Here is a 23,071-nt window from a genome sequence, read left to right as displayed (position 1 = left end):
GCGGTGACAGGACCTACGTCCGGCACTCGTCCCGACGAGATCCGCAGGCACAACAGGACGGCGCTGCTGCGCCGCCTGCACATCGACGGACCGTCCACCAGGGCGTCGCTCGCGGCTGAGCTCGGCCTCAACCGCAGCACGATCAAGGCCCTGGTGGACGGCCTCGCCGAAGCCGGTGTGGTCGCTGAACGCGTGCCCGCTCTGCGCAGCGGAGCGGGCCGTCCGTCGCTGCTGGTACTGCCCCAGCCGAACGCCGCCGTCGTCATCGCGATCGACGTCCGCGTCGAGCACGTGGCGATGGGGTTCGTCGGCCTCGGAGGGGAGATCCTCGGGCGGGACAGCTGGAACCTGCATCGGACGCGTGATCCGGGGGAGGTCATCACGCACATCGTCGAGTCGGCGCGCCTCATGGCCGACGACCTCGACGCCACCGCCGTCGGGGTCGGGGTCTCGGTGCCCGGCGTCGTACGGCGCGCCGACGGGCACGTCCACGAGGCGCCCAACCTGCACTGGACCGGTGTCGCGCTCGGCAAGCGCCTGGAGGCGGTGCTGAAGCTGCCGGTCCAGGTCGGCAACGACGCGGAGCTCGGCGCTCTGGCCGAGCACGTGCGCGGCGCCGCCCGTGCGTCCTCGGACATGGTCTACATCTCCGCAGACGTCGGCGTCGGCGGGGGAGTGATCCTGTCCGGGCAGCCGTTGCGCGGGTCCGCCGGCTACGTCGGCGAACTCGGGCACATGGTGGTCAATCCGCGCGGCCTGCGGTGCTACTGCGGCTGCGACGGCTGCTGGGAGACCGAGGTCGGCGAACCGGCGCTGTGCCGGGCGCTGGGCCTTCCCGACGACGCCCCGCGCGGTGCCGTCGTCGCGGCGTTGCGGGCCCTCGACGACCCGTCGGTGCTCGACGAGTTCGCCGGCTGGCTCGCACTGGGGCTCGCGAACATCGTCAACGTCCTCGGCCCGGAACTGGTCGTGCTCGGCGACCTCTACACGGCGCTGCCGCCGTCCGTCGTGGACGCGGTGAGCGCGGCCGTGCAGCAGCGGAGCATGGTGTCCCGCGCGGTCGGCGGGACCCAGGTGGTGACGTCACCACTGGGGCGCGACGCGAAGCTCATCGGTGCCGCCGAACTGGCCTTCGAGCCGGTTCTGGACGCCATCTAGAACGCTCTGGAAAGCGAGAGGGGCGGAGATCCGTACGGATCTCCGCCCCGAGCGGCTAGGTGGGGTGGAAGTCAGCCCTGCTGAATTTCAGCAGCGAGTTCGCGCAACTTCTCACTGTGCGCGCGAGCGTGGTGCCCGCAGAACAGCAGCTCGCCCCCGGACGGGAGCAAGGCGCGAACCTGGGCAGCAGCCCCGCAGCGGTCGCAGCGGTCGGCAGCGGTCAACTCGGGGCGGGTGAGTGCTGCAGTCATGATGAATCTCCCTCCGTCCCGGCAACGGAACTGAAGTGTTCCGGTGCCCTCTTACCAAGCTGCGACCACAGCGCCCCTGGACGGTGCGCGGTGCTCGCTGGCTCCACTCTGACAGACGTTTCGGCGATAGTCAGTGTTCCCGTGTACGTGGCGACTCGCGTCACTATGCGATTTACCCGCCTGCAGCAGGCTTACACCTGAGTTCGCCACCGGTTCACCGTCTTGACACGCACGCTGAGCTACCGGAAACCCGCTGGTGGAGCAGTGGGTTCGGGCCATCCGGTCGGTTGCGTGCGACCGGGAGTGTGATATCGGTTGCCCTTGTCCGCCCGCAGCGAACAGGTCACGAACGTCCCACGATTCGGACGCGGGACCGTGATCATTCGGCTCGCCAGGGCCGCCCTGAGACGGTCGGAAGTCCTCTGAGTACGGACTTCTGGAAACACGACAGCCCCGCACCGAACCGGTGCGGGGCTGTGTGCGTATGACTCGGTAAGACCTAGTCGAGGTAGTCCCGCAGGACCTGCGACCGCGACGGGTGACGCAGCTTCGACATCGTCTTGGACTCGATCTGGCGGATGCGCTCACGCGTGACGCCGTAGACCTGGCCGATCTCGTCCAGGGTGCGCGGCTGGCCGTCGGTGAGGCCGAAGCGCAGCCGGACGACGCCCGCCTCACGCTCGGACAGCGTCGCGAGCACGGACTGCAGCTGGTCCTGCAGCAACGTGAACGAGACGGCGTCGACGGCGACGACGGCTTCGGAGTCCTCGATGAAGTCGCCGAGCTGGCTGTCGCCCTCGTCACCGATCGTCTGGTCCAGCGAGATGGGCTCACGCGCGTACTGCTGGATCTCCAGCACCTTCTCGGGCGTGATGTCCATTTCCTTCGCGAGCTCCTCCGGGGTGGGCTCGCGGCCCAGGTCCTGGAGCAGTTCGCGCTGGATGCGACCGAGCTTGTTGATGACCTCGACCATGTGCACCGGGATGCGGATGGTGCGGGCCTGGTCGGCCATCGCGCGGGTGATCGCCTGACGGATCCACCAGGTGGCGTACGTGGAGAACTTGTAGCCCTTGGTGTAGTCGAACTTCTCGACGGCGCGGATCAGACCCAGGTTGCCCTCCTGGATCAGGTCCAGGAACGCCATGCCACGGCCGGTGTAGCGCTTGGCCAGCGACACGACGAGGCGGAGGTTCGCCTCGAGCAGGTGGTTCTTGGCGCGCTCGCCGTCACGGACGATCCAGCGCAGGTCGCGGCGCAGCTGCGGCGTGAGCTTCTCCGCTTCCTCCTCGGAACGGCGCACGCGCTCGGCTGCGTAGAGACCCGCCTCGATGCGCTTGGCGAGCTCGACCTCCTCCTCGGCGTTGAGGAGGGCGACCTTGCCGATCTGCTTGAGGTAGGCGCGGACCGAGTCGGCCGAGGCGGTGAGCTCCGCGTCCTTGCGCGCCTGGCGCAGGGCCTCGGACTCCTCCTCGTCCCAGACGAAGTCGCCCTCTTGCTTGGGGTCCTCCGCCTGCTCGGGCTCGTCGACGACCGGCTCGTCAACGATCTCGACGTCCTCCAGGTCCTCGGCGCCCGGAGCGCCTTCGATGTCCTCGGCGTCCTCGCCGTTCTTGGCGGTGCCCTTCGCGGCAGGATCGGCCTTGCCGGCCGTCTTGCGCGGGGCCTTGGCGGCGGCGGGCTTCTTCGCTGCCGCAGCGGTCGTCTTGCGCTTCGGCTTCTCCTCGGCCTCGCCGGCCGCCGTCGCCTTGGTCGTCTTGGCGGCGCTCGCGGCGGAGCTGGAGCGTCGGGTTGCGGTTTCTGCGGCTGCCACGTACGCCCTTTCGCGACGGTCGTTCAAAGGCGGACCAGAGGGCGCGAAACCTCGGTCGCCAGAGTTCAGGGGATCTCCCCGCCGATCTTGCTTGGCGGGTGTGCGTTCCATTGTAACGACGTCGGTGACGCGGTGTTGCGCCCCGAGGTGCTTCGGGGCGCTCTCACCTGCGTTCCCGCAGCTAGATCGAGTCGGACACGTTTCGGTGTCGAACGCTCACTAGGGCCTGACGCCGTGCGCGGCAGCCCATGCGGCGCCCACGATGCCGGCGTCGTTCTTCAGTGCGGCCGCAACCACTTCAGTGCGAACCTTGAGCAATGGCAGCCACTTGTGCGCCTTCTTGCTCACACCGCCACCGGCGATCACCAGGTCCGGCCAGATGAGGTCCTCGAGCACGTTGACGTACCGCGAGACCCTGGGCGTCCACTCCTCCCAGGACAGGTCCTTCTCCTCCTTCACGGAGGCGGCCGCGCGCGACTCGGCGTCGTGCCCGTCGACCTGGAGGTGGCCGAACTCGGTGTTCGGGACGAGCTTGCCGTCGAGGAACACCGCGCTGCCGATACCCGTGCCGAACGTCAGCAGGACCACGGTGCCGTTCTTGCCCACGCCCGCGCCGAACGACATCTCCGCGATGCCCGCCGCGTCCGCGTCGTTCATCACGACGATGTCCTCGGGCCTGCGCTTGAGACGCTCGGCGAACAACTTCTGGGCGTCGCAGTTGATCCAGCCCTTGTCCACGTTCGCGGCGCTGAGGGCGACACCGTGCTTGACCACGCACGGCAGCGTGACGCCCACAGGGCCGTCCCACTGGAACTTCTCGACGATCTCCGCGACGACCTCCGCCACCGCCTCCGGTGTCGAAGGCTGGGGCGTGGGGATCCGCAAGCGTTCGCCGTCCAGTGCTCCTGCTTCGAGGTCGACCAGACCGCCCTTGACGCCAGAGCCGCCGATGTCCACACCGAACCCGCGGGTGATGCCCATCCCCGTGGTCCCTCCTACTAGATCCTGCTGGCTTCGATTCAGTAACCGTGGTGCGCAGACATTAGCCTGACGTTGTCCGATAGTCCCGTGCTAGTGACGCAGGAGGGAACCGGTCGTGTTCGATCCCCGGCCGCTCGTCGACATCGCCACAGCCGTCGGACGGGAAGCGGGCGCTCTTGTTCAGCGCATGCGTGCTTCCGCCGTCGTCTCGTTCGACACCAAGAGCACTTCGACGGACGTGGTGACCGCCGCGGACCGCGCCTCAGAACAACTCGTCCGGACGCGTCTGTCCGAGTTGCGCCCCGGCGAGCCGGTGCTCGGCGAGGAGGAGGGCGCCCCTGACGGCCGTACCGGTGCCGAAGGGCTGACCTGGGTCGTCGACCCCATCGACGGCACCGTGAACTACCTCTACGGAATCCCCTGGTACTCGGTGTCGATCGCAGCGCAGCTCGACGGCGAGTCCGTCGCCGGCGCCGTGTTCGAGCCCGCGACCGGCCGCATGTGGACCGCCGCGCGCGGGTACGGCTCGTTCCTGGACGGCACCCCGTTGCACGTGTCCTCGACCTCAGAGCTGTCTCTCTCGTTGCTGGGGTACGGGTTCGCCTACCGGGCGGAGCGGCGGCAGCGTCAGGCCGACGCCTGGGCGCGGATGTCGGCTCGGGTGCGCGATCTGCGCCGGGCCGGGGCGGCGTCGCTGGACCTCTGCTCGGTGGCCGCCGGGCGGCTCGACGCCTACACCGAGCACGGCCTCGGGCGGTGGGACTGGGCGGCCGGCGGGCTGATCGCGGCGGAGGCCGGCGCGGTCGTGCGGTTGCCGGGGTCGTCGCCCGAACTGGGGGAGGACGCGACGTTCGCCGCTGCCCCCGGCATCGCCGACGCCCTGTACGACGCTCTCGTCGAGTCCGGCTACGGCAAGGTCTGAAGCTGCTGGTCAGAGCGCTAATATATTGGTTGTGCACAAGACGTTTGCGGTCGTCCGCAAACGTCTTTTGCATAAGGGCCTGACGTGAGGTCGACCAGTCGACGTCGATGTTGACGAATCAATGTTGCTTCGCGGGCTGTCCTGTCAGCTCCGAGAGCAGGGCTACGACCTCGCGGACGGCCGGGACGTGGATCAACTCGCCGACCGTTCCGTTGCCGTAACCGTCGGGCATGACCCGCCGCTCGAGCTTGATGTACCCGGAGCCGTCCGGTTCCTCGGCGAAGGACAGGACGTCGAGATCGGTGAGTTTCACCGACCGCGCACGCTTTCCGGGAACGGAGACGACCCGTTGGTCGGTGACGTAGTAGGTCGTGCGGCGCAGGGTCCGGTGGCGCCAGATGAACGGTTCGGCCAGGTACAGAACGTCGAGCGCGACCAGCGCAGCCAAGGCTGCCGGCCAATGATCGGACAAGTCGCCGGTCAGGAGGACCAGCGTCACCAGGAGCGCGATCTTGACGGCGTTGAACGTGAGGCTGAACCTGATCCACCTCAGGTCCAGCCTCATGAAGACCGAGTGATGTGCCGGTCTGCCCTGCCAGAGGACGTGCTCGTCCGGAAGAAGATCAACCCCCATGCGCGCAAAGTAGTGGGGGAGGGGCGAGAAGTCAGCAGGTCACTTCGCGGGCGCCGGCCAGGTTGTCGGCGTTCAGGGTCGGCGGGGCGGCCGCGGCGACCTGGCCGCCCTGCTGCTCCGGCTGCTGCTCGGCCCACTCCTTGAGCTGGTCGAGCACCTTGCGGGCGTCGCTGTTCGGCTTGACCTCGTCGAACTTCTTGCCGATCGCGATGTCGACGGTGGCGTCCTGGCGGTCGTCGCGCACGAGTTCCAGGCACGGCTCCAGCAGCGACAACGTCCTCGCGGCGGCGGCGCCGGGCGCGCCGAAGCGCAGCTGGCCGCGGCAGTTCATGTCGCCCGCCGGGTAGATCGGGTCGTTGCCGGGCTCGGCCGCCTGCTTGAGGCCGAGTTCGGTGAACATCGTCGCCACGGCCTTGGCGTGGTTGCGCTGCGTCGAGGCGTTCATCGCCTTGAAGTTCACGTCGCCGACCGGCACCGGGTTCGTGCGGTCGAGCGCGTCGTGCTCCAGCACGGTGCCCAGCGCGGGGGGCGGCGGCGTCGCCGGCGCCGCGGGATCGGCCGGGGCCGACTCCGACGTCACCACGTTGCCCGGTGCGTTGCACCTGATCGCCGCGTCCACGTCACTCGCGTTGCCGAGCACCTTCACCCACACGAACACGGAACTGACCAACAGCACCGCGAACAGGACGAGCGCGGGCACGGGCCGACGCCTCTTGTAAGGCGTCAAGCTTCCCGATGCGGATCCCACGTTCGAAGCCCTCCCCGTGATCCGTCCCCTGAGATCAGCCTAGGCCCAACCCGGCTGATGCGCGCCCTGACGGGCGTGACCCACTGCACCGTCCTGATTGCTCACAGTCAGGACGGTACCGGCCCGGCGTCAGGTTGCACGCCGGAGCACGCGTGCTCCCGCACAGGGTATCGGTCCAGCGTAGAAAGGTTGTGTCACCCGTCCGGTCGGTAAGGGGTAACCCGATGTGGAGGCACTCGGGCAATGAGCTACCCTCTGCGCGCTCCGCACACATTTCGATCAAGCCGACGGTCACGTCAAGGGGGTTGGCTTGCCCGCCGGGTGTGGGAGACCTACGTCACCTTGACGTGGGGCACAAAAGAGGTCGCTGGAGCGTTAACCAGCGACACGAACAGTCTCCGTAGACCGCAGGGGTGAAGAAGATGGCGACCGACTACGACGCGCCGCGTCGCAGCGAGGCGGACGAACTCGCTGAGGACTCCCTCGAGGAGTTGAAGGCCCGGCGGAACGAGACGCAGTCCGGCGTCGTCGACGTCGACGAGGACGCGAGCGCGGAGAACTTCGAGCTCCCGGGTGCCGACCTGTCCGGTGAGGAGCTCACGTTCAAGGTCCTGCCCAAGCAGGCCGACGAGTTCACGTGCTCGAAGTGCTTCCTGGTGCACCACCGCAGCAGGCTCGCCGAGGACAACGGCGGCACGTACATCTGCCGCGACTGCGCCTGATCCGCATCAGCACCAGTCCGCCGGAGAAAAACTGGGCGCTCACCCTCACGGGTGGCGCCCAGTTGTGTTTCTCACGACTTGATAGCGGCGGCGAGCTCCTCCGGGTGCCGCGTGCTGATCACCCAGTACGGCGTCGGGTCCTCCGGGTCGGTCACGTGCACCCGCACGAGCGGCTTGACCCAGCCCCGGTGCACGACGAACGCGGCGGGGTCGAGCTCGCGGCCCATGATCCGGCGGCGGTCCTCGGCGGCGATGATCTCGACGGCGCCCAGCAGCTCCAGCGGGATGTGCGCGTCACCCGCGCGCAGCTCGCCCTCGGCGACCTCCACCTTCGTGGAGCCCATCTTCGCGATCAACGCGACCGTCAGCGGCAGCAGGATCACGTACGGCAGCCACGAGCGGACGCCGGGGAAGCCCATGTGCACCTCGGCGGCCAGCAGCGCGGCCGCGAGCAGCGGCAGCGGCCAGATCCACCACGTCACGTACAGGCGTTCGCGGAAGGTCGTAGTGGCGGTCACGGCAGTCTCACTCACGTCGTCAGGGTAATCTCGGCCGCCGTGTCCAGCGTCGAGGTGTTGCTGACCCGGCTCGATCCGGGGGTTCCCGTGCCCGCCTACGCCCGCTACGGCGACGCGGGGGCGGATCTGGTCACCACGTCGGACGTGGTCATTCCACCAGGAGAGCGTGCCGTCGTCGGCACCGGTGTCGCCATCGCGCTGCCGGACGGGTTCGCGGGCTTCGTCCACCCGAGGTCGGGACTGGCCGCACGGGTCGGGCTGAGCGTCGTGAACACACCCGGCACGATCGACTCCGGCTACCGCGGTGAGATCCGCGTTTGCCTCGTGAACCATGATCTTCGGGAGCCGATCGCGCTGTCGCGTGGCGACCGGATCGCCCAGCTCGTCGTGCAACGCGTCGAGCACGCGGTGTTCCGCGAGGTCACCGAGTTGCCGGAAACGGAACGCGGTGCGGGAGGCTATGGCTCGACCGGCGGGCACGTGGTGCTCGCCCGGATGAAGGCGGAGGGGTAGGGGCATGTTCGGAAGGCGCCGCAAGCGCGGTCGTCACTCCTCGGGGGCGGTCGAGACCGGTCCCGAGCACGACGAGGTCTTCGACGACGTCGACGGCCCGTGGGACTCGACGGTCGCGCCCCAGGACGGTGTGGAGCGGCTCGACCTGGGATCGGTGCAGCTGCCGATGCCGGACGAGGCCCAGCTGCAGGTCGAGATGGACCAGCAGAACGGCTCCGTGCGCGCCGTGCACGTCCTCACGTCCGTCGGCCAGCTCACGGTCAGCGCGTTCGCCGCGCCGAAGTCGGGCGGTCTGTGGCGCGAGGTCGGCGCCGAGCTGATCGACGGCCTCAAGGAGGACGGCGCCCGCATCAACCGCGAGAACGGCGAGTGGGGCGAGGAGATCACCGCGCGCAACCAGGGCGTGCAGATCCTCTTCGTCGGCGTCGACGGCCCGCGCTGGATGCTGCGCGGTGTCGCGGCGGGCCCCGAGGAGCACTTCGAGCAGAACTCGCAGGCGCTGCGGGAGATGCTGCGGGGCACCGTGGTCGTGCGCGGTGATCAGCCGATGCCGCCCCGCACCCCGCTGCCCGTCGAGCTGCCGGAGGCGATCGCCCGGCACATCCAGCAGCAAGAGGGCTAACGAGCCTGCTGCCACGCCTGCACCGCACGCCCCAGAGCGTGCGGGTAGGCGTCCAGCGTCGTCGTGACGAGCACGGCGCGGGGGAGGGCGTCCGCCCATGCCCGCGCGACCGCGATCGGGTGCACCGGGTCGTCGGTGCACCCGACGATCCCCGTCGGCACGTCCAGCGACCTCAGCTCGTCGAGCGTCGGCGCCAGCGACTCGGCGGCTTCCTCGAGGTGCGGCACGAGCTGGTCGCCGTAGCCGTGCCACGCCCTCGTCAGCTCGTCGTGCAGCCAGCCGGTCGTGCCGGCCAGCGCCGCCGAGAGCCCCTGCGACCGGACGACCTCCGCGCTCGCCCTGGCCGCGAGCGCCGCCGGTGCCCCGTCCGGCGCGCCGGTCCACGCCGGCAGGGCCAGGACGAGGCCCGCGCACCGGTCCGGGTTCGCCACCGCCCACCGCGCGGCGACGTGCGCGCCCAGCGAGACGCCACCCACCACGATCGGGTGGCCTGCACGGGCATTTTCGAGGGCCGTCAACCGTTCACGGAGTGTGCGGACACGTGGTGCGGCGAGAACGGCACCGACCTGCGACAACGGCTCGGTGAACACGGAACGGACGAAAGCCTCGTCGGAGGCGGTTCCGGGCAGGAGAAGCACAGTCTCGGCAGGCACGCCCGGGATTGTCGTCGCCCGTGCGTACCCTCACTGTCAGACGGTCCACACCACGGGGCCACCTGAGCAATGCAGGAGTCGGGGATGAGCGGCTATTGGCGCCGCTTGGTGCGTCGCTTGACCAGCGACGTCACCGAGCTCGACGCGGACGACCTGTCGCGAAAAGCGGAGGCCGTCGGCGCGGTGAAGGCCTGCGACTGCAAGTCCGGTGAGGAGGTCACCGTCCTCGGAAGGCTCCGCAGCGTGGAGCTCTGCCCGCGGGACGCGGCGGCCACCCTGGAAGCGGAGCTCTACGACGGCACCGAGGGCGTCACCCTCGTCTGGCTCGGCCGCCGTCGCATCGCGGGAATCGAGCCTGGTCGCACGATCAAGGCCCGAGGCCGCATCGCCGTGCGCGACGGGCGCAAGGTGCTCTACAACCCCTATTACGAGTTGCAGAACGCTTCATGACCTCAGTCAAGACCGAAGAAAAGCAGCCCACCGTCCTCGAGCAGATGGGCGGCGTGAGCGGAATGCTCTACTCGTCGCTGCCCGTGCTCGTCTTCGTGATCATCAACTTCACGACCAAGAACCTGATGGCCGCGATCATCAGCTCCCTCGCGGCCGCCGTCGTCATCGGCGTGGTCCTGGCCATGCGCAAGGGCACGATCCAACCCGCGATCTCCGCTGTCTTCGGCGTGGGCGTGGCGGCGTTCATCGCCTACAAGACAGGCGAGGCCAAGGGTTTCTTCCTCTTCGGCATCTGGCAGAGCGTGGTGTACGGCAGCGCGTTCCTGCTGTCGATCATCGTGCGCTGGCCGCTCGCCGGCGTGCTCTGGACGTTCCTCAACGGCAGAGACCGCTCCTGGCGCGAAGACAAGGCCACGGTCCGCGACTACGACATCGCGACCTTCGTGTGGGCCCTGGTGTTCTTCGCCCGTTTCGCGGTCCAGCGCTGGCTCTACGACGAGGACCAGGTCGGCTGGCTCGCCGTCGCCCGCCTCGGCATGGGCTACCCGCTGATGGCCATCGCCCTGCTCGCCACGGTCTGGGCGGTCCGCCGCGCGGACAAACGCCTCAAGGCGGCGGAAGAGGCCGCCGAGGCCAAGGCCGCGGCAGCCGTGGAAGCGGAGACCGAGGCCGTGCTCACCCGCACCGCCGACGACCTGCTCACCCCGGACATGGACGAGCTCAAGCGCGTCGTCGACGCGGAGTCCCGCGACAAGTCCAGAGACTGACCGTTCCACCGACTCTCTCAGGGGTCTGTCCAGCAGGACAGACCCCTGAGAAACGTCGGTCACCCAAGGCCGCTCACGCGCTGTGGCCGAACAACTCGCGCAAGCCATCCCGTCCGGTCACGCTCACTGCCGCGTAGGTCGTGTGCAGATGGTTGTCCACGGTGCGCTTGGCGATTGCCAGCCGTTCGGCGATCTCCACGTTCGTCAGCCCGGCCGCGGCCAGACGCGCGATCTCCAGCTGACGTGGGGTCAACGCGACGAGAGTGCTCGTCACCACCAGACCGGGCGTGGTCGCGCCGTCGAACGACTCCGCGAGCGCCGACGCCTGCCGCTCCAGCCGATCCGCGTCACGAGGCCGGTCGTGCAGCCGCGACAGCCTGCTCGCCTCCGCGAGCGCCTCGGCCGCGTACAACGTCACACCGCACGCGGTGAACGCCGCCGCCACCTCCTCCAGCCCCGCCGGGTCACGCAACGCGCGCGCCTGGGCGTGCGAGGAGTACGCGGTCGTGAGCGGGTCCTTGCGCGACTTCGCGAGCTCCAGCAGACGTGGCGAGGTATCCGCACCGAACCGTGCGGCGTCGTGCAGCGACTCGATCTCCGCAGAGTTCGCGCCATGCTCACGAGCCATCGCCGCGTTGTCCAGAGCGGTCTGCATCGCCTCGTTGACGCGTCCAGCGCTCGCGAGCACCCACGACCGTGCGGCTCCCACCGCGAACTGCGCGATACGCCACGCGGGCCGCAGTCCGGCTTCTGCCCGTGCCAATGCGCGGAAAGCGCGATCCGACTGCCCCTGCAACGCCGCACCGGCCGCGAACTCGGCCAGCAGCAGCACGTCCCACATCATCGGCGGCACGGCCGGGTCCGGCACGCCCTCGGCGGTGATCCGCACGGCCGACGCCGCCTTCCCGCGCAACCGCGCGCTCCGGCTCAGCAACACCCGCGGCGGCACCTGCGTGACCGACCAGCGGTCCTCCTCGATCACCTCGGCCAGCGCCTGCGCGGCTCGCACCTCCGCACCCACCAGGTCACCGCTCCGCAGCATGCTCTCGTTGCGCACGCCGTTCGCCGCGTTCATCAACGACGGGAACCGCCCGGCTGTCGCCAACACGGCCTGATAGTTGTCCTCGACCCGTGCGATGGCCTCGGCGTAGCGGCCCGCGAACTGGTCCGCGAACGCCAGCACCTGCCATCCCGCCGTCGCAGCCCAACCGCCTTCCGCGAGCAACAGTTCACCGCCGAGCCGCGCGATCCCCAACGGCGAGGCCTCCAGCGCGAACGTCAGCGCGAAGAACAGCACGGCGTGTTCCAGGGCGGCCGGCAACCCCTGTGCGGTCACGAGATCGAGCACGGCCACGGCGGCGTCCTCGTCACCGAGGCCGAAGAACAGGTTGAACGCGCGCGTACAGCCGACCTGGGTCACCGTCAGCACGTCGCCGTCCGCCGCCATGGTCCCGGCGAGCACTTCCTCGGCCTCCACGTACCGACGTTGGTACATCAGCACAAGGCCCAGCACGAGCCCCACGCGCGATGACGCCCCACGGGCCATGGCGGCGCGCGAGAGCCGTTCGGCGAGTTCCCAGTCCTGAGCGGACAGCGCCTGCTCGGCTGCCCGCGCCAGCACGTCCGGTGACTCGGCCGTCCCGCTGTCGAGCCGCCACATCGCGACCCGCACCGCGTCACCGGGCCGATCCAGAGCGCCCAGCCGATCGGCCAATGCACGGCGGTGCCCCTGTGCGCGCACCGCCGGGCAAGCCGCACGAAGGCGCGCGCTGTAGAGCGGATGAGCGACGCGCGCGCATCCGTCGTCACCGACGCGCACGAACCCCATGTCCACGAGGTCCTGTGGCACGGGCATCAACGAAGATTCGAGCGGTTCGCCGTACGCGAGCACCTCCAACGCCCGCCGCTGCGACTCCGCGAGCCGCCCCAGAGTCAGGTCCACGAGTTCGGCCAACTGCTCGGGCGGCTCCGGGGGCCCACTCCAGTTCCACCCGCTCAGGGTTTCGGTCAACGCGCCGAAGTGCCGTCCCACCGCCACGAGTTCCTTGAGGTACAACGGGTTTCCCCGGCCGTTCGCCCACACCAGGTGCCGCGTCGAGGCATCGGCCGGACCGCCTAGAGCCGTCGCCAGCACCGTGTCCGCGTGCTCCCGATCCAGCGCCTCGACCCCGACAACGGTCAGCCCCTTCATGCCCCAACCAGGCCGTGCAGTGCACATGACCCGCATCAGCCTGTGACGCACAAGGTGCTGCAACACCAACAACGACGCGTTGTCGAGCAGGTGCGCGTCATCGACCGACAACACCCGCCGCCCGCCGCGAGAGAGATGCTCGGCGGCCGCGCGCACGGACAACGACGGCAGGATCGGCCCCTGCGAAGCAGGCAGGTCGGGGGGCATCAGTGACGCGATCGCGCCGAGAGGAATCCGGGATGTGGCGACCTTGGCACGACAACGCACCACCGGATGCGGCACGGCGGAGAGAGTCTCGAACGCCAGCCGTGTCTTCCCCACGCCCGGAGGACCGGACAGCAGCACGGCGCCGTCCACGGCCAACGCCCGCAGTGCGGTCCGCAGCTCTGCCTCGCGCCCGACCAGGGGCAGCTGATCGCTCACAGCTGGTAGGTGCCCGCTTCCGCAGCGCAGATACCCGGCAGACCGAGCCTGCCGGGCATCGGACGGGAAGCGTCAGTAACCCAGAGCCGTCTTGATGTCCTGCTCGACGGCGGCGGTCGTGACGAACAGGAGCTCGTCGCCGCCCTCCAGGGTGTCGTCCGGCTGCGGCACGATGACCCGGCCGCCGCGCAGGATCGTCACCAGGGCGGCGTCCCGCGGCAGCGACAGCTCCGAGACCGCACGACCGGCGAACGGCGTCGCCTCGTCCAGCGTGATCTCCACGAGGTTCGCCTGACCCTGCCGCAACGTCATCAGGCGCACGACGTCGCCGATCGTCACGGACTCCTCGACCATCGCGGCGAGCAACCGTGGCGTCGACACGGCCACGTCGACACCCCACGACTCGGTGAAGAGCCATTCGTTCGTCGGGTCGTTCACGCGCGCGATGACGCGACGGACCGCGAACTCCGTCTTGGCGAGCAGCGACACCACGAGGTTGACCTTGTCGTCACCGGTCGCGGCGATCACCACGTCGCACAGCTGCATGCCCGCGTCCTCCAAAGAGGACAGCTCGCACGCGTCGGCCTGCACCCACTCGGCCTGCTCGACGGAGTTCGGGTCGAAGTGCGCCCGGTCCCGTTCGATCAGCATCACCTGGTGCCCGTCCGAGACGAGCTCCTGCGCGATGGACCGCCCCACCGCTCCCGCACCAGCGATAGCGACCCGCATCAGCTCTCCTCCGGTGCCTGCAGCGCCGCCGCCGCGACGTCGGTGATCGTGCCGGACAGCGCCGCCACGTAGATGGTGTCGTCGGCCTGCACGACGGTCGAACGCTCCGGCAGCACACCCGTGCCGAAGCGCATCACGAACGCCACCCGCGCGCCGATCGCCTCCTCGAGCTCGCGCACCGGCCGGCCGACCCACTCCTCGGAGACCTCGATCGGCAGCACCGCCACGGTGCCGGACGGGTCGCGCCACGCGGTCGAGGCCCCTTCGGGCAACAGCATCCGCAGAAACCGGTCCGTCGACCACGGCACCGTCGCCACGGTCGGGATGCCCAAGCGCTCGTACACCGCCGCGCGCTTGTGGTCGTAGATGCGCGCGACGACGTGCTCGACACCGAACGTCTCGCGCGCGACCCGCGCCGAGATGATGTTCGAGTTGTCCCCGCTGGAGACCGCCGCGAACGCGCCCGCGCGCTCGACACCGGCCTCGATCAGGACATTGCGGTCGAAACCGTTGCCGATGACCTGCTGTCCGTGGAAGTCGCTGCCCAGCCTGCGGAACGACTGCGGGTCCTTGTCGATCACGGCGACCTGGTGGTCGAGTCGCTCCAGAGCCCTGGCCAGGGACGCCCCCACCCGGCCACACCCCATGATCACCACGTGCACGACATGCCTCCTCAGGCGAACTCTCCGCAGAACCTACCCAGCATTAGCCCGTCCCGGTGAGTGGACCCCTTACGCTCTGGCCGTGTCCAAGCTCGCCACCGCTGCCAAACGCCTCCTGGTCGGACGGCCGTTCCGCAGTGATCGCCTCGCTCACACCCTGCTGCCCAAACGCATCGCCCTCCCCGTCTTCGCCTCCGACGCCATGTCGTCGGTCGCGTACGCGCCGGAGGAGATCTTCCTGATGCTGTCGGTGGCCGGCCTGAGCGCCTACGCCATGGCGCCGTGGGTGGGGGTCGCGGTCGTCGTGGTCATGCTCACCGTGGTCGCCAGCTACCGGCAGAACGTGCACGCGTACCCGTCCGGCGGCGGTGACTACGAGGTCGCGACGGTCAACCTGGGACGCAGAGCGGGGCTCACCGTGGCGAGCGCCCTGCTCGTCGACTACATCCTCACGGTCGCGGTGTCGATCTCGGCGGCGGCGGCGAACATCGGCTCCGCCATCCCGTTCGTGGCGACCCACAAGGCGGAGTTCGCGGTCGCGGCCATCGTGCTGCTGACGGCGGTGAACCTGCGCGGCATCCGCGAGTCCGGGAGCGCGTTCGCCGTCCCCGTCTACGCGTTCATGATCGGCGTCTTCGGCCTGATCGGCTACGGCCTGTTCCGCGGCTTCGTGATGGGCGACGACATGCGCGCCGAGAGCTCGGGCCTCGAGATCCACGCCGAGTCCGACCACCTGATGGGGCTCGCGTTCGTGTTCCTCGTGCTCCGTGCGTTCTCCTCGGGCTGTGCCGCCCTCACGGGCGTCGAAGCGATCAGCAACGGTGTGCCCGCGTTCCGCAAACCCAAGTCCCGCAACGCCGCGACGACGCTGCTGCTGATGGGCACCATCTCGGTGGTCATGCTGATGGGCCTGATCATCCTCGCCCAGCTCACCGACGTGCGGATGGCCGAGTTCCCGGCGCAGCAGATCACCAACGCGCCCGCGGGCTACGAGCAGAAGACGATGGTCGCGCAGATCGCGCACGCCGTGTTCGACAACTTCCCGCCCGGCTTCTACTTCATCGCCGGCGTCACCGCGCTGATCCTCGTGCTCGCCGCGAACACCGCGTTCAACGGCTTCCCGGTGCTCGGCTCGATCCTCGCCCAGGACCGCTACCTGCCGCGCCAGCTGCACACCCGCGGCGACCGGCTCGCGTTCTCGAACGGCATCCTGTTCCTGGCCGGCTTCGCGGTCGTGCTGGTGATCGCGTTCGACGCCGAGGTCACCCGGCTGATCCAGCTCTACATCGTGGGCGTGTTCGTGTCGTTCACGCTCAGCCAGCTCGGCATGATCAAGCACTGGCAGCGGCTGCTCAAGACCGAGTCCGATCCCCAGGCGCGCACCCGGATGCGGCGCTCGCAGGCGATCAACACGTTCGGCCTGGCCCTGACCGCGACCGTGCTGATCATCGTGCTGATCACCAAGTTCACCAAGGGCGCGTGGATCGCCATCGCCGCGATGGCCGCCATCTACGCGTTGATGACGGCGATCCGCAAGCACTACGACACCGTCGCAGAGGAACTGCGCAAGCAGGAGCGCGTGCGCACGATGCCCGCGCGCAACCACTGCATGGTGCTGGTGTCCAAACTGCACATGCCGACGCTGCGGGCGTTGTCCTACGCCAAGGCCACGCGTCCGGACGTGCTGGAGGCCGTCACGGTCAACGTCGACGACGGCGACACCCGCAGGCTCGTGCAGGAGTGGGAGAAGGAGAACTTCAAGATCCCGCTCAAGGTGATCGAGTCCCCCTACCGGGAGATCACCAAGCCCGTTCTCGACTACGTCAAGAGAGTCAGGACGGACAACCCGCGAGACGTTGTTACGGTGTTCATCCCCGAGTACGTCGTCGGCCACTGGTGGGAGCAGCTCCTCCACAACCAGAGCGCGTTGCGGCTCAAGGGAAGGCTGCTTTTCCAGCCGGGTGTGATGGTGACCAGCGTTCCCTGGCAGCTGGAATCTTCGGTGAAGGTCAAGGACAAGGACGTCATCGCGCCCGGCGCTGTCCGAAGGGGACTTGACGACCGATGAGCACGACCAAGGAAGACTGGACCGGACGCAAGTTCGAGGTCGAGGTGGGACCCGTCGCACACGGCGGGCATTTCGTCGCACGGCACGAGGGCCGCGTTCTGTTCGTGCGTCACGCACTGCCCGGCGAGCGCGTCGTGGCGTCGGTGTACGAGGACAACGGCGGCTCGTTCTGCCGTGCGGACGCCGTGGAGATCCTGGAGGCGTCACCCGACCGGGTCGAGGCGCCGTGCCCGTTCAGCGGGCCGGGGATGTGCGGAGGCTGCGACTTCCAGCACGTCTCGTGGGACGCGCAGCGGGAGCTGAAGGCCCAGGTCGTCCGCGAGCAGCTGGCACGCATCGCCAAGGTCGACCGCGACGTGGTCGTGGAGGCCCTCCCGGGCGGGCCGCTGGAGTGGCGGACCCGGATCCGGATGGCCGTCGGCCGCGACGGGAAGCCGGGTTTCCGGGGACTGCGTTCCCACGATGTGATCCCGGTCGACCACTGTGTGATCAGCCGGCCGGGCATGGTCGAGGCCGTGACCGACCGAAAGTGGCGGGCGCAGGAGCTGACGATCGTCCAGGACGGTGACGGCAACCGTCATGTGGGTGAGGTGCGCGGCCGACACACCACGCGACGCGCCGGATCCGGTACGGCCGTCGAGACCGCCGCCCAACGAAAGTGGCGAATTTCCGCGGAGGGCTTCTGGCAGATCCATCCGGCCGCCGCGGACACGTTCGCGTCGGTCGTGAAGGAGTGGGCCGCGGCCGAGCCGGGGCAACGCGCGTGGGACCTCTACGGCGGTGCTGGGCTCTTCGCGTCCGTCCTCGGACGGCAGGTCGGCGAAAGCGGATCCGTGCTGGTCGTGGAGTCCTTCCCCGGTGCCGTGGAGGACGGCCGGCGCAACCTCGGCCGCATGTCCCAGGTCGAGTGGGTGGCGGACAAGGTGGAGCACGCCGTGACACGCCGTCTGCCCGTCGAGGACCCTCACGTCGTGGTGCTCGACCCCCCTCGCAAGGGTGCGGGCAAGGTCGTTGTGGCTGAAGTCGCACGACGCCGTCCGCAGCGGGTCGTCTACGTCGCCTGCGACCCCGCCGCACTGGCCCGCGACCTGGCCGAATTCACAGTTCAGGGGTACCGGCTCGCCGACCTGCGGGCGTTCGACGCGTTCCCGATGACACATCACGTGGAGTGCATCGCCCTGCTCGTGCCTGAGACGAGCTGAGGCAGCGTCTCAGTCGCGTCTCCGTAGACTGAGCCGAAGTCTTCAGGAGTGAGGTGGGCGTGGTGACCCTGCTGGAGTCCGTGCACGGACCAGCTGATCTGAAACGGATGGACGAGGCACAGCTGTCGCAGCTGTGCGAGGAGATCCGGCGTTTCCTGGTCGACAAGGTGTCCAAGACGGGCGGGCACCTGGGCCCGAACCTGGGTGTCGTCGAACTGACCGTGGCACTGCACCGGGTCTTCGACTCGCCGCAGGACCCGATCGTGTTCGACACCGGTCACCAGTCGTACGTTCACAAGATCGTCACGGGCCGCCGCGACGGGTTCGACCGGCTCCGCCAGCGCGGCGGGATGTCGGGCTACCCGTCGCGGTCGGAGTCCGAGCACGACGTGCAGGAGAGCTCGCACGCCTCGACGGCGTTGTCCTACGCGGACGGCCTGGCGAAGGCGAAGCAGATCAACGGCGCCCACGGCCACGTGGTCGCGGTGGTCGGCGACGGCGCGCTCACCGGTGGCATGTGCTGGGAGGCGTTGAACAACATCGCGGCGGACAGGACGCGTCCGGTCGTGATCGTGGTCAACGACAACGGCCGCTCGTACTCGCCGACGATCGGTGGTCTCGCGGACCACCTGTCGTCGCTGCGGCTGCGTCCCGGCTACGAGCGCGTGCTGGAGAAGGGCAAGAGCGTCCTCGAGCAGACGCCGTTCTTCGGCAAGCCGCTCTACGCCGCCCTGCACGCCGCCAAGCGCGGCATCAAGGACGCGCTCGCGCCGCAGGCGATGTTCGAGGACCTGGGCCTCAAGTACATCGGCCCGGTCGACGGCCACGATCTCGCGACGCTGGAGTCCGCACTGCAGCGCGCGAAGTCGTTCGGCGGTCCGGTGATCGTGCACGCGGTCACTCGCAAGGGCATGGGGTTCGCGCCGGCCGAGAACCACGAGGCCGACCAGATGCACGCCACGGGCATCATCGACCCGATCACCGGCGAGGACGTCAAGCCGTCCAAGCGCACCTGGACGCACGTGTTCTCCGACGCGCTGGTGGACGTCGGCCGCGAGCGTTCCGACGTCGTGGCGATCACCGCCGCGATGCAGGGACCGACCGGCCTCAACGCGTTCGCCAAGGCGTTCCCGGAGCGGTTCTTCGACGTCGGCATCGCCGAGCAGCACGCGCTGACCTCCGCCGCCGGTCTGGCGATCGGTGGCCTGCACCCCGTGGTGGCCGTCTACGCGACGTTCCTCAACAGGGCGTTCGACCAGCTGCTGATGGACGTGGCACTGCACAAGCAGGGCGTCACGGTCGTGCTGGACCGAGCCGGCGTCACCGGCCCGGACGGCGCGTCGCACCACGGCATGTGGGACATGTCGATCCTCGGGGTCATCCCCGGTGTCCACGTGGCGGCGCCTCGTGACGCCGGAACGCTCGTCGAGGAGCTGCGCGAGGCCGTGGCGATCTCGGACGCGCCGTCGGTCATCCGCTACCCGAAGGCCTCGGTCGGCCCGGACCTGCCCGCGTTGGAGCGCGTGGGTTCCGTGGACGTGCTCCGGCGGTCGGGCAACGACGTGCTGTTGGTGACGGTCGGCGCGTTGGGCGAGCTTGGTCTTGATGCCGCGCAACGGCTGGAGGATCAGGGCATCGGCGTGACCGTCGTTGACCCGCGGTGGATCTACCCGATGTCCTCCGACCTCGTGGAGATGGCCGCGTCGCACAAGCTCGTGGTGACGGTCGAGGACGGTGGCCGCCACGGTGGCTTCGGTTCGTCGTTCGCCGCCGCACTGCGCGACGCCGACGTCGACGTGCCGTTGCGGGACATCGCGATCCCGCAGCAGTTCCACGACCACGGAGAGCGTGGCGAGGTGCTGGCGTTGTGCGGCATCACGGCGCAGGACGTCGCACGGCGCGTGACGGAGTGGGCCGCTCGCCTGGAGTGCCTGCCCGTCGAAATTGACGAGCACGTCGAGAAGTAGGTCGGCTAACCTCCGCCCTGAGAGCGTTCGCTTCCTGCGGCCCGGCAGGTCTTCCTGACTCGGGTCCCGCGAATCGGGCGAGCGCGTTGGTGCTGTAAAGACCAGGTTCGAACCCTGACGCCACGACCCCGGCCGCACACGGGGACGAGGAGCTCTGCGAGTCCCTTGTGGACTCCCGCTCCCCGTCTCGCCGGCCGGGGTCGTGGCCTGTCCGGACCAGGGGGTGGAGACGATGAAGAAGACGTTGTACCCGTGGGAGCGGGGTGTCCGGTTCGATCACGGCGTGCTGATGGGCGAGCTCGGCCCCGGACGTCATCGGACGCGGTTGCGCACTGTGCTGCACCGCGTCGACATCCGTCCGCGCACCATGACTCCGGCAGCACAGGACGTGCCGACCGCTGATGGGGTCCTGGTCCGTGTGACCGTTGTGGTCCGGTGGGCCGTGTCGTCGGCGACCAAGTTCGTCGTGGAGTCGGCAGCTCCTGCTGATGAGCTCTACACGGCTGTGCAGCTGGCGTTGCGCGGTGCAGTGGTCACGCGCGCACACTCCGCGGTTGATCCTGAGCGCGAGGCCATCTCGGCCGAGGTGCTGGCCGCTGTGGCCGGGCGTGCCGCCGATCTCGGCATTTCCGTTGACGAGGTGGCTGTGCGCGATGTCGTGATGCCCGGTGAGCTGCGCCGGGCGGCGTTGGCCGAACTGGTGGCGGCATCCGAGGGACGTGCTGCCCTGGAGCGGGCGCGTGGGGAGACGGCGGCGCTGCGGTCGTTGCTCAACGCGGCTCGGCTGGCGGAGGAGCACCCGGCGTTGCTGGAGCTCAGGGCACTGCAGACCGCCTCGACGGTCGTCGTCGATCGGCCTGCACGCAGGTAGTGAAGGTGTCGTTAAGCGCCTTCTCAGGTCGGTATGGCACCTTTGAGGCGTGCGGATTCTGGTAGTCGAGGACGAGGCGCCTCTGGCCGACGCGATCGCTCGCGGCCTGAGGCGCGAAGGCATGGCCGTGGACGTCGCCTACGACGGCGAGACCGGGCACGAGAAGTCGACCGTCACGCGGTACGACGTAGTCGTGCTCGACCGCGACCTACCCGGGATGTCCGGCGACGAGCTGTGCAAGGAGATCCTCAGCTCCGGCGCGCTCACCAGGGTCATGATGCTGACGGCGAGCGGATCCATCGAGGACCGCGTGTCCGGGCTGTCGCTCGGCGCGGACGACTACCTCGCGAAGCCGTTCGCGTTCCCCGAACTGGTCGCGCGCGTACGGGCGTTGGCCCGGCGCGCGACTCCGGCGACACCGCCCGTGCTCGCGGCACAGGACGTGGAGCTGGATCCCGCGCGTCGCACCGTGGCGCGCGGTGGGCAGCCCATCGAGCTGACGCGCAAGGAGTTCGGCGTCCTCGAAGTGCTGCTCGCGGCCAAGGGCTCGGTCGTCAGCAGCGAGGAACTGCTCGAGCGCGTGTGGGACGAGAACGCCGACCCGTTCACCACGACCGTGCGGGTGACCGTGATGACGTTGCGCAAGAAGCTCGGCGAACCGGGCATCATCGACACCGTCGTGGGCTCCGGTTACCGGGTGCCGAGTGCTTCGAACGGATCTGCTGAGGACTGACATGCGCCGGCGCGGGCCAGGACTGCGTCTCCGGATCACGCTGCTCACCACCGCGCTCGTCGCCGTGGTGAGCGCTGTGCTCCTGTTCTTGGGGTGGACGCTGGTCGGGCGGGTCTTCGACTCGTCGCCGTCGTTCCCCTCCGACAGCCAGGTCACGGTGGACGGCGTCACCGTCACCGTGAAGGTCCTGACCGACGCGTTGACCGCCTCCGCCCGTCAGGACCTCCTGCGTGCCGGGCTGATCGCGTTCGCGTGCATGGTCGTCGCCGCCGCCGTGCTGGCGTGGACGTTCACCGGCCGTGTCCTGCAACCCCTGCACGACGTGACAGGCGCCGCTCGCCGGTTGTCGGCGGAGTCGCTGGGGGCGCGGTTGCGGCTGGAGGGCCCGCGCGACGAGGTCGCCGAACTCGCGGACACGTTCGACTCGATGCTCGACCGCCTGGAAGCGGCCTTCGACTCGCAACGCCGCTTCGTGGCGAACGCATCGCACGAACTGCGCACTCCTCTCTCGGTGATACGCACGGAGCTGGACGTGACCCTGTCCGATCCGGATGCCGACGTCGAAGAGCTGCGCCGCATGGCTGGTGTCGTGCGTTCCGCAGGGGAGCGCGCCGAACAGTTGGTGTCCGCGCTGCTGCTGCTCGCGCGCACGGATGGGATCGGGCTCGCTGTGCGGGAGCCGGTCGACCTGTCCGCTGTGGTCGAGTCCGCGTGGAGGGCCACGCGTGCGGACGCCGAGGCGCGCGACCTGCGCACGGTGTTCCGGTGCGCGCCGGCGTTCGCGGTCGGGGATCCCGCACTGCTGGAGCGCATCGCCGGCAACCTGCTGGAGAACGCCATCCGCCACAACCACGTCGGTGGGTGGATCGAGACCGTGGTGGAGCCGGGACCGCAGTGGTCCGTTCTGCGGGTGTCGTCGTCCGGTCAGCTGATCCCGCCGGACCGCGTCGAGGAGCTGTTCGAGCCGTTCCGCCGCGGGGGGAAGGACCGGACCAGCCAGTCCGGCACCGGACTGGGGCTCTCCATCGTGCGGGCCGCGGTGTCCGCTCACGGCGGGTTTGCGCAGGCAGTGGCCGTGCCGACCGGTGGTTTGTCGGTCGCCGTTCACCTGCCGAGCGCCCCCCGTTGACCCGGATTCAAGATTTTCGACGTGGCCCCGGTCACACTGCGCGTCGATCTTGGCGGGTTTGAGCTGTCCGCGTGGCGTCTGACCTGCGGTTACTCCGTACGTGACCCCCGATTTGGATCTCGTGAGACGCCCGTGTAAATTTCTCCATGTCAGCACGGAACGGGCCGGGAAACACAGCCGGAACGGAGTGCGGCACAAGACTTCTAAGCCTGACACAGCCCCGGAAGCGACGTCTCTTCGGAGATTAGCTGCGGTGTGCGCGTGTTCTTTGAGAACTCAACAGCGTGCCGAAACACAGCCAGTAATATATGAATTACCTCCTCGTCGAGGTAGTTCCTTTGAGGCAA

At 69.1% G+C, this 23,071-nt stretch carries 22 protein-coding genes and 1 pseudogene; 13 read left to right on the top strand and 10 right to left on the bottom strand.

Going from position 1 to position 23,071, the window contains the following annotated elements; all coding sequences use genetic code 11:
* Positions 1–3 precede the first annotated feature (3 nt).
* Positions 4–1,158, top strand: a complete 1,155-nt coding sequence (locus PV646_RS42935) for an ROK family protein (protein ID WP_500348736.1) — start codon at positions 4–6, stop codon at positions 1,156–1,158.
* A gap of 71 nt (positions 1,159–1,229) precedes the next feature.
* Here PV646_RS42935 and PV646_RS42930 read toward each other — a convergent pair whose 3' ends face one another.
* From PV646_RS42930 to ppgK, 3 genes and pseudogenes are all read right to left on the bottom strand, one after another.
* Positions 1,230–1,409 (bottom strand): DUF7455 domain-containing protein, encoded by a 180-nt coding sequence (locus tag PV646_RS42930; protein WP_231642793.1) that lies wholly within the window; start codon positions 1,407–1,409, stop codon positions 1,230–1,232.
* A gap of 499 nt (positions 1,410–1,908) precedes the next feature.
* Positions 1,909–3,237 (bottom strand): annotated as a pseudogene (locus PV646_RS42925) (RNA polymerase sigma factor); the annotation flags it as partial.
* 201 nt (positions 3,238–3,438) lie between these two features.
* Positions 3,439–4,200, bottom strand: coding sequence for a polyphosphate--glucose phosphotransferase (gene ppgK / locus PV646_RS42920; protein WP_500348733.1), 762 nt, complete (start codon positions 4,198–4,200; stop codon positions 3,439–3,441).
* 115 nt (positions 4,201–4,315) lie between these two features.
* On the opposite strand from ppgK, the gene PV646_RS42915 reads away from it, so the two are divergent.
* Complete coding sequence (locus PV646_RS42915) at positions 4,316–5,122, top strand: inositol monophosphatase family protein (protein ID WP_500348732.1); 807 nt, start codon at positions 4,316–4,318, stop codon at positions 5,120–5,122.
* A gap of 118 nt (positions 5,123–5,240) precedes the next feature.
* Here PV646_RS42915 and PV646_RS42910 read toward each other — a convergent pair whose 3' ends face one another.
* Complete coding sequence (locus PV646_RS42910; protein ID WP_500348730.1) at positions 5,241–5,756, bottom strand: hypothetical protein; 516 nt, start codon at positions 5,754–5,756, stop codon at positions 5,241–5,243.
* A 31-nt stretch (positions 5,757–5,787) separates the two neighbouring features.
* Positions 5,788–6,504, bottom strand: coding sequence for an envelope integrity protein Cei (gene cei / locus PV646_RS42905; protein WP_500348728.1), 717 nt, complete (start codon positions 6,502–6,504; stop codon positions 5,788–5,790).
* A gap of 422 nt (positions 6,505–6,926) precedes the next feature.
* Between cei and PV646_RS42900 the strand changes: the two genes are divergently transcribed.
* On the top strand, positions 6,927–7,226 hold the full coding sequence (locus tag PV646_RS42900) for a DUF4193 domain-containing protein (RefSeq protein ID WP_030474775.1): 300 nt from the start codon (positions 6,927–6,929) through the stop codon (positions 7,224–7,226).
* 71 nt (positions 7,227–7,297) lie between these two features.
* Here PV646_RS42900 and PV646_RS42895 read toward each other — a convergent pair whose 3' ends face one another.
* Positions 7,298–7,759 (bottom strand): DUF3093 domain-containing protein, encoded by a 462-nt coding sequence (locus tag PV646_RS42895; protein WP_500348726.1) that lies wholly within the window; start codon positions 7,757–7,759, stop codon positions 7,298–7,300.
* 24 nt (positions 7,760–7,783) lie between these two features.
* Here PV646_RS42895 and dut point away from each other — a divergent pair, with 24 nt between their 5' ends.
* The gene (dut, locus tag PV646_RS42890; protein WP_258950577.1) at positions 7,784–8,257 is read left to right on the top strand and encodes a dUTP diphosphatase; all 474 of its coding nucleotides are present in this window, start codon (positions 7,784–7,786) and stop codon (positions 8,255–8,257) included.
* Between the two features lie 4 nt (positions 8,258–8,261).
* Positions 8,262–8,879: a DUF3710 domain-containing protein gene (locus PV646_RS42885; RefSeq protein WP_500348724.1), complete on the top strand. Its 618-nt coding sequence runs from the start codon at positions 8,262–8,264 to the stop codon at positions 8,877–8,879.
* Here PV646_RS42885 and PV646_RS42880 read toward each other — a convergent pair.
* Positions 8,876–9,532 carry an alpha/beta fold hydrolase gene (locus PV646_RS42880; protein WP_500348722.1) on the bottom strand — a complete coding sequence of 219 codons (657 nt, stop codon included), beginning with the start codon at positions 9,530–9,532 and terminating at the stop codon, positions 8,876–8,878. The two genes, PV646_RS42885 and PV646_RS42880, sit on opposite strands and share 4 nt — an antisense overlap.
* Before the next feature lie 84 nt (positions 9,533–9,616).
* Here PV646_RS42880 and PV646_RS42875 point away from each other — a divergent pair, with 84 nt between their 5' ends.
* A complete protein-coding gene (locus PV646_RS42875; protein ID WP_036013248.1) occupies positions 9,617–9,982 on the top strand; it encodes an OB-fold nucleic acid binding domain-containing protein in 366 nt (121 codons plus the stop codon).
* Positions 9,979–10,749, top strand: coding sequence for a DUF3159 domain-containing protein (locus tag PV646_RS42870; RefSeq protein ID WP_500348720.1), 771 nt, complete (start codon positions 9,979–9,981; stop codon positions 10,747–10,749). Before PV646_RS42875 ends, PV646_RS42870 begins: the two co-directional genes overlap by 4 nt.
* A gap of 73 nt (positions 10,750–10,822) precedes the next feature.
* On the opposite strand, the gene PV646_RS42865 is transcribed toward PV646_RS42870, so the two are convergent.
* The 3 genes from PV646_RS42865 to PV646_RS42855 form a co-directional block, all read right to left on the bottom strand.
* Complete coding sequence (locus tag PV646_RS42865; RefSeq protein ID WP_500348719.1) at positions 10,823–13,363, bottom strand: LuxR C-terminal-related transcriptional regulator; 2,541 nt, start codon at positions 13,361–13,363, stop codon at positions 10,823–10,825.
* Between the two features lie 72 nt (positions 13,364–13,435).
* Complete coding sequence (locus tag PV646_RS42860; RefSeq protein WP_500348717.1) at positions 13,436–14,092, bottom strand: potassium channel family protein; 657 nt, start codon at positions 14,090–14,092, stop codon at positions 13,436–13,438.
* A complete protein-coding gene (locus PV646_RS42855) occupies positions 14,092–14,754 on the bottom strand; it encodes a potassium channel family protein (protein WP_500348716.1) in 663 nt (220 codons plus the stop codon). Before PV646_RS42855 ends, PV646_RS42860 begins: the two co-directional genes overlap by 1 nt.
* Before the next feature lie 82 nt (positions 14,755–14,836).
* Between PV646_RS42855 and PV646_RS42850 the strand changes: the two genes are divergently transcribed.
* The 6 genes from PV646_RS42850 (at position 14,837) to PV646_RS42825 (ending at position 22,724) form a co-directional block, all read left to right on the top strand.
* Positions 14,837–16,822, top strand: coding sequence for an APC family permease (locus PV646_RS42850; RefSeq protein ID WP_500348714.1), 1,986 nt, complete (start codon positions 14,837–14,839; stop codon positions 16,820–16,822).
* Entirely contained in the window at positions 16,819–18,024 is a 1,206-nt protein-coding gene (locus PV646_RS42845; protein WP_500348712.1) for a class I SAM-dependent RNA methyltransferase, read from the top strand. The genes PV646_RS42850 and PV646_RS42845 overlap by 4 nt, the downstream gene beginning before the upstream one ends.
* A gap of 62 nt (positions 18,025–18,086) precedes the next feature.
* A complete protein-coding gene (dxs, locus tag PV646_RS42840) occupies positions 18,087–19,991 on the top strand; it encodes a 1-deoxy-D-xylulose-5-phosphate synthase (protein WP_500348710.1) in 1,905 nt (634 codons plus the stop codon).
* 232 nt (positions 19,992–20,223) lie between these two features.
* Positions 20,224–20,862: a slipin family protein gene (locus PV646_RS42835; RefSeq protein ID WP_500348708.1), complete on the top strand. Its 639-nt coding sequence runs from the start codon at positions 20,224–20,226 to the stop codon at positions 20,860–20,862.
* A 49-nt stretch (positions 20,863–20,911) separates the two neighbouring features.
* The gene (locus PV646_RS42830) at positions 20,912–21,595 is read left to right on the top strand and encodes a response regulator transcription factor (protein WP_086667432.1); all 684 of its coding nucleotides are present in this window, start codon (positions 20,912–20,914) and stop codon (positions 21,593–21,595) included.
* Between the two features lies 1 nt (position 21,596).
* On the top strand, positions 21,597–22,724 hold the full coding sequence (locus tag PV646_RS42825; RefSeq protein WP_500348706.1) for a sensor histidine kinase: 1,128 nt from the start codon (positions 21,597–21,599) through the stop codon (positions 22,722–22,724).
* Positions 22,725–23,071 lie beyond the last annotated feature (347 nt).

This window comes from Streptomyces sp. ID05-26A, assembly GCF_033794685.1.
GTDB lineage: Bacteria > Actinomycetota > Actinomycetes > Mycobacteriales > Pseudonocardiaceae > Lentzea.
This window is presented reverse-complemented; position numbering and strand designations above follow the sequence as displayed.